This window comes from Mesorhizobium sp. M0001, assembly GCF_040324255.1.
GTDB lineage: Bacteria > Pseudomonadota > Alphaproteobacteria > Rhizobiales > Rhizobiaceae > Mesorhizobium.
Genome location: NZ_JAMYVS010000008.1, coordinates 156300 through 169805, shown reverse-complemented (window position 1 = coordinate 169805; position 13506 = coordinate 156300). Strand labels below are relative to the sequence as shown.

Annotated in this window: 11 protein-coding genes and 1 pseudogene; 5 read left to right on the top strand and 7 right to left on the bottom strand. The window is 63.4% G+C overall.

What is annotated here, in order from left to right; genetic code table 11:
* Positions 1 to 102 precede the first annotated feature (102 nt).
* Together NKK50_RS22255 and NKK50_RS22250 are read right to left on the bottom strand one after the other, a co-directional pair.
* Positions 103 to 1827, bottom strand: coding sequence for a heparinase II/III family protein (locus NKK50_RS22255; RefSeq protein WP_023732954.1), 1725 nt, complete (start codon positions 1825 to 1827; stop codon positions 103 to 105).
* 216 nt (positions 1828 to 2043) lie between these two features.
* Positions 2044 to 2898, bottom strand: a complete 855-nt coding sequence (locus NKK50_RS22250) for a helix-turn-helix transcriptional regulator (RefSeq protein WP_373432832.1) — start codon at positions 2896 to 2898, stop codon at positions 2044 to 2046.
* Between the two features lie 78 nt (positions 2899 to 2976).
* Between NKK50_RS22250 and NKK50_RS22245 the strand changes: the two are divergent.
* Positions 2977 to 3914: pseudogene (locus tag NKK50_RS22245) on the top strand (phytanoyl-CoA dioxygenase family protein).
* A gap of 19 nt (positions 3915 to 3933) precedes the next feature.
* Here the strand turns inward: NKK50_RS22245 and NKK50_RS22240 are convergent.
* Complete coding sequence (locus tag NKK50_RS22240; RefSeq protein WP_502896563.1) at positions 3934 to 5319, bottom strand: RsmB/NOP family class I SAM-dependent RNA methyltransferase; 1386 nt, start codon at positions 5317 to 5319, stop codon at positions 3934 to 3936.
* Positions 5310 to 6335 (bottom strand): zinc metalloprotease HtpX, encoded by a 1026-nt coding sequence (htpX, locus tag NKK50_RS22235; protein ID WP_352543861.1) that lies wholly within the window; start codon positions 6333 to 6335, stop codon positions 5310 to 5312. Before htpX ends, NKK50_RS22240 begins: the two co-directional genes overlap by 10 nt.
* 105 nt (positions 6336 to 6440) lie before the next feature.
* Between htpX and NKK50_RS22230 the strand changes: the two genes are divergently transcribed.
* Positions 6441 to 6647, top strand: coding sequence for a DUF1674 domain-containing protein (locus NKK50_RS22230; RefSeq protein WP_023688862.1), 207 nt, complete (start codon positions 6441 to 6443; stop codon positions 6645 to 6647).
* An 85-nt stretch (positions 6648 to 6732) separates the two neighbouring features.
* Here NKK50_RS22230 and NKK50_RS22225 read toward each other — a convergent pair whose 3' ends face one another.
* A complete protein-coding gene (locus tag NKK50_RS22225) occupies positions 6733 to 7398 on the bottom strand; it encodes an HAD-IA family hydrolase (protein WP_023684076.1) in 666 nt (221 codons plus the stop codon).
* Positions 7399 to 7578: 180 nt separating this feature from the next.
* Between NKK50_RS22225 and NKK50_RS22220 the strand changes: the two genes are divergently transcribed.
* Positions 7579 to 8448 (top strand): transglutaminase-like domain-containing protein, encoded by an 870-nt coding sequence (locus NKK50_RS22220; protein WP_352543860.1) that lies wholly within the window; start codon positions 7579 to 7581, stop codon positions 8446 to 8448.
* 387 nt (positions 8449 to 8835) lie between these two features.
* Positions 8836 to 10104 (top strand): class I SAM-dependent methyltransferase, encoded by a 1269-nt coding sequence (locus NKK50_RS22215; protein ID WP_023688864.1) that lies wholly within the window; start codon positions 8836 to 8838, stop codon positions 10102 to 10104.
* A 66-nt stretch (positions 10105 to 10170) separates the two neighbouring features.
* Here the strand turns inward: NKK50_RS22215 and NKK50_RS22210 are convergent, their stop codons facing one another.
* Positions 10171 to 10908, bottom strand: a complete 738-nt coding sequence (locus NKK50_RS22210) for an MOSC domain-containing protein (protein ID WP_023818256.1) — start codon at positions 10906 to 10908, stop codon at positions 10171 to 10173.
* Positions 10909 to 10917: 9 nt separating this feature from the next.
* Positions 10918 to 12873, bottom strand: coding sequence for an acetate--CoA ligase (gene acs, locus NKK50_RS22205; protein WP_352444795.1), 1956 nt, complete (start codon positions 12871 to 12873; stop codon positions 10918 to 10920).
* Positions 12874 to 13178: 305 nt separating this feature from the next.
* Here acs and NKK50_RS22200 point away from each other — a divergent pair, with 305 nt between their 5' ends.
* Entirely contained in the window at positions 13179 to 13451 is a 273-nt protein-coding gene (locus NKK50_RS22200) for an usg protein (RefSeq protein WP_023668649.1), read from the top strand.
* Positions 13452 to 13506: the final 55 nt, after the last annotated feature.

The window sequence follows — 13506 nt, the reverse complement described above, 5'->3', positions numbered from 1 at the left end:
GGGCTGGCGGCCTTTCAGGGCTGATTGGAGAGCGTTGCCGGGCCGTAGCACATGAGGTCAGGAAATCAAGCCGGAAGCTCGATCAAGCCCCGGCAACGACGCTCAGCTGTTCTCGGGATAGCCGGCGATGCCGGTGCGTGTCAGCTGCCAATGCACCTCGGCGATCTCCGAGGCCTTGAAGGCGAGCACGATCTGGCGGCTGCGGCGCGGGCCGCCAAGGCCGGCGAAATAGATCGATTCCTCGACCTCCGGCACCACTTCGGTGCAGGTGAACACCCAGGTGTCGGCCTGGTCGGCGGTCAGCACCAGGCGGTCATGCTCGTCCTGCAAAAGGTTGATATCAGGGTGGATGTGGAAGCGCACCACGACGAAGTCGCGGCCATTGTTGCGGATCGCCGCACCGCCCGGGCGGAGGAAGCGATCCCTGCCGGCGAGCACATTGCCCTCGCTCGACAGTTTCAGCTCGCGCTCATGCAGGAAGCCAAAGCGCTGCATATAGCCGTCATGGCGGGCGATGAAGCCTTGCGTGCCCTTCTGGTCGATGCGCTTGCAAGGCACATGCTGCGGGCCGCCGAGCAAGGGTGAGCCGAGCAGGTCGTTGACGCGCAGCGAATGGGAAAACCGCGCCGACGAGGTGTCGTTGATGGTGGCGGTCGAATGCGCCGCGGTGGCACGGGCCAGCGGCCGGAACTCGGCAGCGCCATAGGTGTCGATGCCGGCATTGACGATATAATGCTGGCGACCGGACGAGAGTTCGAAGGCCAGGCACCCGGCATGCGCGGCGTTGGACACATCGACGGCCGGCGACGGGCCGGTATCGGCAATCACCGTAACGCCGCCCATACACAGCCGCTCATAGCCGGAATGCGGCGCGTGCAGCAGCGGCGCGCCGGCGGTGTCGTCGTGGCGCAAGATGGTGGCAATGCGGTCGTGGATGGTCGCGCCCATGCCGTTGAAGCGGGCCAGGCTGCCATCCTGATGGCGGAAGAAACGGAGCGCCGGCAGCATGCGGTCGATGGCGCCCATCAGGGCTGCCGGTGGCGTTTCGGCCTGATTGGCATAGGTTTGACGCAGCGGCAGGAGATCGGCGAGCAATTCGAGCACCGCCATCGGGTTGCGCGAAATATGGCCGCCATCGGGAAGGATCTGGCGGTCGAGTTCTTCCGCCAGGTTGCGGGTGGCGCCGCGCAGTGCCGAGGCCGGCGCCGGCAGCGACAGCGCGGCGAAGGCAAGCGCGATACGAGCGCGCAGCCTGTCCTTGCCGTCCGGCATCTCGCGCGCCATCGAGCGGAGATAGCGGATCTGCACGGCGAGCGATTTCAGGAAGGCGCGATAGAACGGAAATTCGGCCCCTTGTAGGACAACCGAGGAGTGTTGCAACCAGGCAATGACTCGCTTGGCGGTGGTGCCGGGCTCCCAGGCTATGCCGGAAATCTGGTTGCCATGCATGGCGATCCAGTCGGAGACAAGCGCGCGTGCATTGGCGGCGGCCAGCTCGGTGCCGGCGGCGCGCATATGGCGCAGCCAGCGAAAGCCGTGCAGCGTCTTCACCCAGCCGCGATTGGCGACATCGATCTGGAATGGCGATTTGCCGCCGGTCTCGACCAGATGTCCCGACAGCGGATAGCGGCCATAATAAATCTCGAGCGCGATCTGCGGATCGGCGAGCCTGAGGTCGGGCGGTGCAATCAGGACGCGTTCGGGCGTGCGCCCGGAATAGCGCCAGCGATAGACTGGCCCTGCGCGAAGGCGCCGGCGCGTCTTGCGCCAAAACTCCTTAGCGACAAGCGTCCACAGACGTGTCGTGCTGCCGGCAGCCAGTGCCAAAACCCTCCTCGTCGCCTGGAGATAGAGCATGCTGTCGCCCGAAAACCGCGTCACACTTTTCGGCATCATGTTCCGGTACCCCAGCACAAGCTTATATGATTCAAGAACTTGTGCGAAGTCGAATTCCGCCGACGTGAAGCGCCTCACGCTGCCGGCCACCGACCCGCCCCGAAAAAAGTCAAGCGCTTCGCGGGTTTAAGCCCGGCAATCCGGCACTCACTTGCGGTTGTGGCGAGACCGAAATTCGCTGGGCGAACAGTTTTCCCGGTCGCGAAACAGACGGGAGAAATAGAAGGCGTCGTGGATGCCGACGGCGGCCGCAATGGACTCGATGGGCGAATCGGAGGCGGCCAGCATCTGTTTGGCGCGGTCGAGCCTCGTGCGCAGTTGGAAGGCCTTGGGCGACATGCCGGCTGCCCGCGCAAATCTGCGCCGCAAGGTTGCCGGCGACATCGAGAATTTTGCGGCGAAGGCATCGAGATCGACCGGGTCGCACGCGCAGCGGCGCAATTCGTCGATGATGGGCTGCATGTCGGCATGCTGGAAGCCGGGATTTCGTTGACGGTTGTTCCAATCCATTGCCTGGCGGGCAGCACGCACGACGATGCGATGCATCGTGGCGGCGGCTTCTGCCTGGCTCAGCATCGTATCGAGCGACAGCTCACCATGCAGCCTGTCGAACAGCCGCTGCATTTTGCCGAGGTCGCGCAAGGGGACGACAGGGGCGTCCTCGGCGATCAGCCGCAGCCGGGTGAAATCGCGTATCAAGGCGCCGTCGAAGAGCGCCCAGCGTTCGAGCCATCCCGATGCATCCGGCCCGTAGGAATGCATCCTCCCGGGAAGCAGCCAGAACAGGGCCGGCGCTCGGATCGTCTGCATGCCGGCTGTCCTGGTTTCAAGCCAGCCTTGACCATCCTCAATCAGCACCACGGCGAATTCCGGCAATTTGCGCGCTTGGATCGCCTGCGTGACGCGATGCCGACCAATCCCTGTAACCGACAGGCCGCCGGCCGCGGCCGGTGCGGATCTGTAGAGCGCGTAAGGGTGATCGTTCATGAGCGAAAAGTCCATGGCTTCGTTCCGTCCATGGGCGAGCGTGCGAACAGTATGGCATTTCCAGCTAAGGATGGAAAATCGCAGGTGGCTGCAATGTCAAGCTCAACAGGTGGCACGCAACGACGGATTCCTGTTGCGTCAATCGATCTGAACGCCAACGGCAAGACATTATCGATGGCGCCGAACCGGTTGGGTCATCTCGTGCCAACCGACGCCGGGGTCGGCATCGATGCCATTCGCGGCCTCCTTGCCGAGCAAGGCTATGTCTGGCTGAAAAGTATGCTGCCGCGCCGCGACGTCATCGATTTTCGCGGCTGGGTGTTTTCGTATCTGGCCGACACCGGCTTGCTGCAGCCCGGGTCCGATCCCGCGCTTGGCCTGGCGGCGGCCGCCGGCACGTTCGACCGTCAGCTCGCCGATCGCCGGTTGATGGCGCTGGTTCGCTCCACCGCCTATGAAGGGTTCTGCGCACAGCCCCTGATGGCCCGGCTAATGGATGCGTTCGTCGGCGGGCTGTCCTATTTGCACAAGCGCAAGATCATGCGTTTCACCAACCGGGCACCACCGTGGCGACGCCGGCGCATTACGACCTCGTTTATCTGCGCGGCGGCACCAGCCGCATCGTCACTGCCTGGATCCCGATCGGCGACGTTCCCGTCGACATGGGCGGCCTGGTCTATCTCGAGGGATCGCACGCCATCGGCCTCGACATGGAGGCCCGGTTCGCCAGGGAAAATGCCGGGCTGAGCCCGCAGGAGCGCATCAGCGCCTACAACAGGAACATGAGCGAGGGCGGCTGGGTGTCGAAGGACCTGCCCGACATGGCGGAGCGGTTCGATACACGCTGGCTGATCGCGGATTTCGAGGCCGGCGATGTCGTCCTCCACTCGCCCTATATGATCCACGCCTCGACGACCAACCAGAGCGCGGAGGGGCGTATCCGGCTCTCCACCGATATCCGCTACCAGAATGTCGATGATGAGATCGATGCAAGGTGGGGGAAGCACTGGAGTCTGAACGACATGCTTTAGGCATGTCGTCGCGTCGGAGTCAGGCCAGACGTCGCATGCGGGCGGCGAAGAAGCCGTCCAGGCCGGAAACCCCTGGCGAACCAAGGTCAAGATCGGCGGGTGTGGTACGCAGCGTGCCTTGCGGGGTCAGGAAGGCGTCGATGCCAGCGATTTCGCCGGGCTGCAGCGGATCGTCGGCGACGGTCTTGTTGCCGGCCAGAAAGGCGCGATACAGATCCTCGCCTTCGATCGGGTCCAGCGAACAGTTGGAAAAAACAATCCGGCCGCCCGGATTGACCAAAGTGACGGCGCGGGCGAGCAGCTTTGCTTGCAGATCGGCTAGCTTTTCGACGTCGGCTACCGTCTTGGTCCATGGCACGTCCGGGTGGCGCCGAACCGTGCCGGTGGAAGAGCAGGGCGCGTCGAGCAGGACGGCGTCGAAAAGCTCCGCCGGCTGGTATTTCAGCAGATCGGCCTGCACGATCTCGGCGGACAGCCCAAGCCGTTCGAGGTTCTGCGTCAGCCGCGCCAGCCGGTTCTTCGAGGTGTCCACGGCGGTGACTTTGGCGCCGGCAAGGATAAGCTGAGCGGTCTTGCCGCCGGGGGCGGCGCAGAGGTCGGCGACGCGTAATCCTTTGACATCGCCGAACAGCCGCGCCGGAAAACTGGCGGCGGCGTCCTGGACCCACCATGCGCCTTCGCTGAAGCCCGGCAGTTCGGTGACGGAGGCGCTGAGCTTTTCCACTCGCACCGTGCCGGTCGGCAGCACGATGCCGCCGAACTTTTCGGCCCACAATTCGGGATCGGCCTTGACCGTGAAATCGACCGGCGCCTCAACGCGATGCGCCGCCAGGATCTGTCTGGTCATCTCGGCGCCATAGGCGGCCTTCAGCCGGTCGGAGAACCATTTTGGCGCCTCGTCGGTGGCGGCAAGAGCTGCCGGCAGTTCGGTCTCCTTGGCGCGCACCAAAGTGCGCAGCACGCCATTAACGAGGCCGGAAAAGCGCTGCGTGCGTGGGTCCGACTTGGCGTGGGTCACAGCCAAATCGACGGCGGCGCTGTCGGGGATGTCGAGGAACAGGATCTGCGCCGCCGCAACATGCAGGATGTGCGACAAAGCTGTGGCGTTGGGCGGCAGCGGCTTTTCAAGGCGGCGGGCGAGGAGCCCGGCAATGGTCATGCGGTAGCGCAGCGCGGTCACCAGTATGGCGCGCACCAGGCCGCGGTCGCGCAGGTCGAGCACCTTGTATTGCGGATGGCCGTTCTCGTGGTCCGTCAGCCCGTCGAGCGGCGTTTTGGCGTCGATAACGGCGGCCAGGAGCCGCGCCGCTGCCTTGCGCGCGGCGAGGCCGGCGACGAATTCGTCCGAGCTGTTTTCGCGAACGCCTGAATGTGCGGGCCGGGGTCTGGCGCCGCTCACGACCACGGACCTTTGGGTCCGGTCGGGTTGCGGCCCCACGGATTGGCTTTCGGCTTGGCCGGTTTGGTCGGCGGCGTGGGTTGTGCTGCCTTGCCCCACGGGCCTTGCTCGACATCGGCCGGGAATTCTTCTGTTTGCTCTGGCGTCGGCGCCTGGCGCGGCGCCGGCTGGCGGCCTGCCATGTCGCGCGCCATCGCCTGCAGCGCGGCGATGCGGTTGTCGGTGTTCGGGTGGGTCGAAAACAGGCTGTCCATTCGCTCGCCGTGAAGGGGATTGATGATGAAGAGATGCGCGGTCGCGGGATTGCGTTCGGCATCCTGGTTGCGGATGCGTTCGGCGCCGCGGGCGATCTTGTCAAGCGCTGATGCCAGCCAAAGCGGATTTCCAACGATTTCGGCGCCGCGCCGGTCGGCTTCGTATTCGCGGGTGCGGCTGACCGCCATCTGCACGATCATGGCGGCGAAGGGCGCGACCAGCATCGCCACCAGCACGCCGACAAAGCCGAACGGGTTGTTGTTGTCGCGGCTGCCGCCGAAGAAGAAGGCGAAATTGCCGAGCATCGAGATGGCGCCGGCGAGTGTCGCGACAATGGTCATGGTCAGCGTGTCTCGATGCTGGATGTGGGCCAGCTCATGCGCCATGACTGCCGCCACCTCCTCATGCGACAGGCGCTCCAGCAGCCCGGTCGAGGCCGCGACCGCGGCGTTCTCGGGATTGCGGCCGGTGGCGAAGGCGTTCGGCTGCGGATTGTCGATCAGATAGGTCTTGGGCATCGGCAGGCCGGCCTGCTTGGCCAACGCCTCGACGATGGCGTGGAATTCGGGCGCGTTCTTCGCGTTGACCTCGACGGCGCGGTTCATCGACAGCACCATCTTGTCGGCATTCCAGTAGCTGAACAGATTGGTGCCCGCGGCGACCAGGAAGGCGATCATCATGCCGCCGGTGCCGCCGATCAGAAAGCCGACGCCCATGAACAGCACCGTCATCGCGGCCAGAAGCATGGTGGTGCGTAGCGTGCTCATCATCTGCTCCCTGTGCGGCCGTGGCAAAAAAAGGTCGATCGGGGTGAACTCATGGCTATATGATGGGAAACGCCGCCCTTCGTTTCAATCCGCCCGGACTATCGCATGACCGACCAACCCAGCAAAGCCGATGCCGACCGGGAGAAGGACCTGACGCCGGCGGCCAGCCGAGCGCTGGCTGAAGCCGAGGCGCGCCGTGAAGCGTATCGCCAGAAGGAAGCTGCGCTGCCGAAGGAAATCGGCGGCCGCGGCGGCAAGGAACCCGGCCGCTACGGCGACTGGGAAGTGAAGGGACTGGCTAGCGATTTTTAGGGGTTCAGGAACGGAAGAACTGGGGAACTGGTGAACTGAAGAGTTGAAGAAAAAGGCGCATAGCAGTCCTCCAGTCCTCCAGTCCTCAGGCCGCGCTGCGCTGTGCCCCCAGCGTCATCCAGCCGCTGTCATCGATGGCGATGGAGACGGTTTCGTAGCCGCCAATCGAGTTGTGCTGAGTCGTCATTGGATGCTGGTGAGTGGCGCTGATCACCATCACCGACGCGCCCGCTGCTTCCGCCGCCGCGATACCGGCCGGTGCGTCCTCGAAGACCAGACAGTCGCCGATATCGACGCCGAGCCGTTTTGCCGCCAGCAGGAAACAGTCGGGCGCCGGCTTGCCGTGCGACACATCCTCGGCCGCGACCACCAAGGCGGGAACCGGGATGCCGGCGGCCCGCATGCGCAGCAGCGCCAACGGGCGCGGCGCCGAGGTGACGATCGCCCAGCGCTCTGGCGGCAAAGCGTTGAGGAACGGCACCGCGCCGGCGATCGGCAGCACGCCTTCGACATCGTCCGACTCGGCCTGCAACAGCACAAACGCCTCATGAACAGGGTCGACGCCGGGAAGCGCCAGCCTGGTGATGGTCTCGACCGCCCGCACGCCATGGATCGTCGGCAGGAAGGCTTCGACGTCGAGACCGTGCTTAAGCGCCCACGCCGCCCAGACGCGCTCGGCCGAGGCGATCGAATTGAGCACCGTGCCATCCATATCGAACAGGAACGCGGCGAATTTTCTGCCTGCAAACATCAGATTTTCCACGGGGTTAGGGATCGTTTCGGGAGGGTCGAAACATGTCGTGCGACCGTAACGTCGCCACGCCTGCCTGGGAAGCCGCGCGAGAGCCTTTTCGATAGTTCCAGGGAACCATGGTCCCGCCTCTGGCGTTTTGAGCATACTGTTTTCCACGGGATCGAAGGGGCAATCATTGTGCTGATCCGGCTCGGCTACGAAATCGCCATTGAATGCGTCGGCGCCACGCCGGTCATCTCGCTGCTTGATATCCACAGGGATCGTCAGGCCGACATCAAACGGCAGACGCGCGTGCTGACGTCGCCTTCAGTGCCGAGCAAGGTCTATCACGATCTGTTCGGCAATACCTGCCGCCGCTTCACCGTACCCGCCGGCAGTTTCCGCATTCTCTATGACGCAGCCGTCGAGGACGGCGGGGAGCCTGACGCGGTCAACACGCTGGCCAGGGAAGTGCCGGTGGCGGAACTGCCGGACGATGTGCTCGGCTACCTCCTCGGCAGCCGCTATTGCGAGACCGATCATCTGAGCAGTCTGGCCTGGCAGCTTTTCGGCCATGTTCCCTCCGGCTGGGCGCGGGTGCAGGCGATCGTCGACTATGTCCACAACCGGCTGTCCTTCGGCTATGGCTATGCGCGGTCGACGCGCACCGCAGCCCAAGCGCATGAGGAGCAGGTTGGTGTATGCCGCGACTTCGCCCATCTGGCGATCACGCTCTGCCGCTGCATGAACATCCCGGCCCGCTATGTGAACGGTTATCTCGGCGACATCGGCGTACCGGCCGACCCGGCGCCGATGGACTTTTCGGCCTGGATGGAAGTGTTCCTCGACGGCAAATGGTACACGTTCGACCCCCGTCATAATCGTCCGAGGATAGGCCGCGTCGTCATCGCGCGCGGTCGTGATGCCACGGATGTGCCGCTGCTGCACAGCTTCGGCCCACACCAACTCTCGCTGTTCAAGGTCTGGACCTACGAGCAGGAGGGCAAGCTGTTCAATCCGCCCTATCACGGCGTCGACAAGACGGTCAGCGCGCGGATGCTGGCGTGACCGGATTCTGATCCGCTTCGACACACAATCCGGAAATGGAAAAGGCCGCCGCTTCTTGACGAAGCCGGCGGCCTTCCGTGTTTCCGTCCGTGGCGCGGCCAATGGCGGCGACCGAGGTCACCCGCCGCGCTTATCGCGCCTTAACGGGAAGACTGCTTCCCGAAAGTGCAATCCGCTGAGGCCACGTTCTGGAAAACGAAATCACTCGACATCGGATCACCTCCTTTCGATTTGTTGAACACGTACAGATGATGGGGTGCGTTGCAGCAAAAAACAAGATGCCGATTTGAAATAGCTGGCGAGCCGCCTTTTGCGCCGGGTTGCGAAGAGCCGCGAGGGCGGGCAAAATCCATGCAAGGTGGATTGTCAGGACTCGGGAGGATGGCCATGGAGGCAGCCGAGAAGGCCGCGCGCATCGTGCGAACGGTGATCGAAACGCTGAAGCCGGGTTTTGCGGTTAAGCTGTGGACCGGCGAGCGGATCGGTCCCGCCATCGGGCCCGTGCTCACCATCAACGACCAGGACATCGTCTGGCAGGTGGTGAAGCGGCCATCGTTGTCGACGCTGATCGAGATGTGGATCTCCAAGACGATAGACATCGAAGACGGGACGATTTTCGATTTCTACGCACTGCCGTCGCAAGGCAAGCTCAGGACCAAGCTCAAGTCGCTGCCGAAGCTGGCGATCCTGCGCGACCTGCCGGCGGTGCTCCTGTCACGCAAGCAGATGAGTGCACGCACCGATCTGTCGGGTCGCAACCCCTATGTCAGCGGGTCGAGCCAGGAGGCGATCCAGCATCACTACGACATTTCGAATGCCTTTTACCGGCTCTTCCTCGACGAGCGCATGGTCTACAGCTGCGGCTACTTTAAGGATTTCGCCGATGGCATCGACCAGGCGCAGGCCGACAAGCTCGACCATATCTGCCGCAAGCTCAGGCTGAAGCCGGGCGAAAAGCTGCTGGACATCGGCTGCGGCTGGGGTGCCATGCTGATCCATGCGGCCAAAAATTACGGCGTCGTCGGCCATGGCGTGTCGCTGTCGCAGGCGCAGACCGATCTCGCCCGCGAGCGCATCCGCGCCGAAGGGCTGCAGGACCGCATCACCATCGAAATCAAATCCTATACGGAGCTCAAAGGCTCCTTCGACAAGATATCGTCGATCGGCATGTTCGAGCATCTCGGCCTCGCCAACCACGCCACCTATTTCAAGACCATCCATCGCTTGCTGAAGCCCGGCGGCATCTATCTGCACCACGCCATCACCAGGCGCAGCAAGGGCGACTTGAAGAAAACCTTGCGCAAGGGGCCGGAGTTCAAGGCGCTGCTCAAATACATTTTCCCAGGCGGCGAACTCGACACGATCGGCATGACGCTGGGCAATCTGGAGGCGCATGGCTTCCTGGTCTACGACGTCGAGAATCTGCGCGAGCACTATGCGCGCACCTGCCGGCTGTGGGCCGAGCGGCTACAGGCTCGCTTCGACGAGGCGGTCGCCGAAGTCGGCGAGGCCAAGGCACGGCTGTGGCTGCTTTATCTCACCGGCTGCTCGATCACCTTCGAGCGCGCCTCGGCGCAGATTTTTCAGACCGTCGTCACCAAACGCGCACGCGGGCCGAGCGGGCTGCCGCCGACACGGGCGGATCTGTATCGGTAGAGATAGAATTCGGGGCCGAACCCCACGCTTTCCAAGGTCTGCGATTCGCTGCCTCGCGGTAGAGGCCTACACGAACCGCATCGGCGCGCCGATCTCGACACGGGCAGGCCTGTCCACAGTGCAATAGACGCCGAGATTATGGGCGTTGTGGCGGACCAGATTGCGCAGGATGCCGGGATCGTGGTCGAAGCCGTCCTGGCTGATGATGGTGAAGCCGCAGCGGCGGCACGGCTCCGAGACGGTCACCAGCAGGTCGCCGATGGCAAGCTTGCGGCCAATCCATTCGGTCTCGGGAAACGAGCCTTCGACCGCCGCCATGTCGACGACGATGGTGGGGCGGAAGCGGCGCGGATCGGGAATGCCTTCGGGGTGCAGCGCCTTGAGCCGGGCCAGCGATGCGGTGGTCAAGAGATGGATCGGCGCTTTGCGGTAGCGCGCCGCGGTCAGCGGGCCGGTGTAGCCGGGAGCGTTGTCCTGGCTGAACGGCCGGATCGAGGCGGCGAAGCCGAGATAGGTCGAGACGGCGCTGTCGCATTCAGCGCCCGGCGCTACCAGCCAGTCGCCGTCGGGAACGGCGATCTCCAGCTTGCGGTCCTTGCTCAGCCGGGTGCGGATGCGCGGCACCTTGTGCCACTTGGCGTCGCGGTCGGGCCGCGCGATCTCATTGTCCGAGACATCGACAAGGCCGAACAGCCGGTCGCCGTCGATGGTTTCAAGGCCGACCGAAATGGCGTCCTGGCGTTCGCCGGCAAGCGAACTTGCAGGGTAACGCCAGAGCTCCGTGACTGCGCCCAGTGCAGCCATCAAATCCCCTCAGCCCTTCTTGTTCTGGCGGTTGGCGATCAGATCATCGACCACGGCCGGATCGGCCAGTGTCGAGGTATCGCCGAGTGCGGAAAAATCGTCCTCGGCGATCTTGCGCAGGATACGGCGCATGATCTTGCCGGAGCGGGTTTTCGGCAGTCCGGGCGCGAACTGCAGCTTGTCGGGCGAGGCGATGGCGCCGATCTCCTTGCGGACATGGGCCACGAGCTCCTTGCGCAGTTCCTCGCTCGGCTCCACGCCTTTCATCAAGGTAACGTAGCTGTAGATGCCCTGGCCCTTGATGTCGTGGGGATAGCCGACGACAGCTGCTTCCGACACCTTCTCATGGCTGACGAGCGCCGATTCGACCTCGGCCGTTCCCATGCGGTGGCCGGAAACGTTGATGACGTCGTCAACGCGGCCAGTGATCCAGTAATAGCCATCGGCGTCGCGGCGACAGCCGTCTCCGGTGAAGTATTTGCCCTTGTAGGTGGAGAAATAGGTCTGCACGAAGCGGTCGTGATCGCCATAGACGGTGCGCATCTGGCCGGGCCAGGAATCGGCAATGCAGAGATTGCCGTCGGCCGCCCCTTCCAGCACCTTGCCTTCGCCGTCGACCAGCTGCGGTTTGATGCCGAAGAAGGGCCGCGTCGCCGAGCCGGCCTTGAGGTCGGTGGCGCCGGGCAGCGGCGTGATCAGGATGCCGCCGGTCTCGGTCTGCCACCAGGTGTCGACGATCGGCACCTTGCCGTTGCCGACGATGTTGAAATACCACTCCCAGGCTTCCGGATTGATCGGTTCGCCGACCGAGCCCAGCACGCGCAGCGACTTGCGCGAGGTCTTCTTCACCGGTTCGTCGCCGGCGCCCATCAGCGCGCGCAGTGCCGTCGGCGCGGTGTAGAAGATGTTGACCTTGTGCTTGTCGATGACTTCCCAGAAGCGCGACTGCGAGGGGTAGTTCGGCACGCCCTCGAACATCAGCGTGGTGGCGCCGTTGGCGAGCGGGCCATAGACGATGTAGCTGTGGCCGGTGACCCAACCGACATCGGCGGTGCACCAGTAGATATCGCCATCATGGTAGTCGAAGACATATTGGTGGGTCATCGAGACATAGACGAGATAGCCGGCGGTGGTGTGCAGCACGCCCTTCGGCTTGCCGGTCGAGCCTGAGGTATAGAGGATGAACAGCGGATCCTCGGCCTTCATCTTCTCCGGCTTGCAGTCGCCTTTCACCGTGGCGATCTCGTCATGGTACCAGATGTCGCGTCCCTGGACCCAGCCGGTCTTGCCGCCGGTGCGGCGAACGACGACCACCTTATCGACCTTGGTGCCGGCCTTGGCGGCGATTTCGATCGCTCTGTCGGTGTTTTCCTTCAGCGGGATCGGCTTGCCGCCGCGCAGGCCTTCGTCGGCGGTGATGACGAAGGTCGACTTGCAGTCATCGATGCGGCCGGCCAGCGCGTCCGGTGAAAAGCCGCCGAAGACGATCGAGTGGATGGCGCCGATGCGGGTGCAAGCCAGCATCGCGTAGGCGGCTTCCGGGATCATCGGCATGTAGATGGTGACGCGGTCGCCCTTCCTGACGCCGTGCTTCTTCATCACATTGGCGAGCCGGCAGACATGCTCGTAAAGTTCGTTGTAGGTGACCTTCTTGTCGTCGTAGGGATTGTCGCCTTCCCAGATGATGGCGGTCTGGTTGCCGCGCTTCTTCAAATGGCGGTCGATGCAGTTATAGGAGACGTTGGTTTCGCCGTCCTCGAACCATTTGATCGAGACCTTGCCCTCGAAGGAGGTGTTCTTGACCTTGCTGAACGGCTTGAACCAGTCGATGCGCTTGCCGTGCTTGCCCCAGAACTTGTCCGGATTCTTCACGCTGTCGGCATACCATTTGAGGTAGGTGTCGTTGTCCATCAGCGCGTTCTTCTTCCACGCCGGCTGGACGCGGTGGATCTTCACCTCGGACATGTCTTCACTTTCCTCCCAAACCACCCCGCCGGCTTGACCACAGCCAGGATCACGGCGACGCAGCCGCGAATTCGGCGGCATTATTAACAGTTCCGCGCTGACGGCAACATTAGACGTTGGATTCGCGTGGCGGGATGCCGCAGCTCCCGTTTCGGTTGTATCAGCACTCGGCAGCGGTCGCTGCTAACTGCATGTTTTCGTGCATAAAACCCGACTGGGATCAGGAAAATCATAGACAGTTAAGGAACGGCGCGCACAATTCGGTGTTGGGAGGAATGGAGAATCAACTAGGCCAAGGGGCTGTCATGCGCGATCATTCCGAAATGGACCTGATGCTCAAGGGGTATGGCCTGACCACGGCCAAGATTCTGTACCATTTTCCCGACCACCCGCATCTGCTGCAGAGCTTCATCTGGCAGGATTACGATCTGGCGCCGAAGTTTCCGGTGCTGATCAAGTTCATCGAGTTCTGGAAGGCCAGGCTCGACGGGCCGCTGCATTCGATCAGCTACACGCACCAGAAGCTGATCGCGCCGAACGAATGGCGGAAGGTGGATGGGGAGTTCGTGCTGCACTGAGCGGCAGTATAGCTGATCTCCCCCGCGAGGGGGGAGATTGGCAGCTTCAACGTCG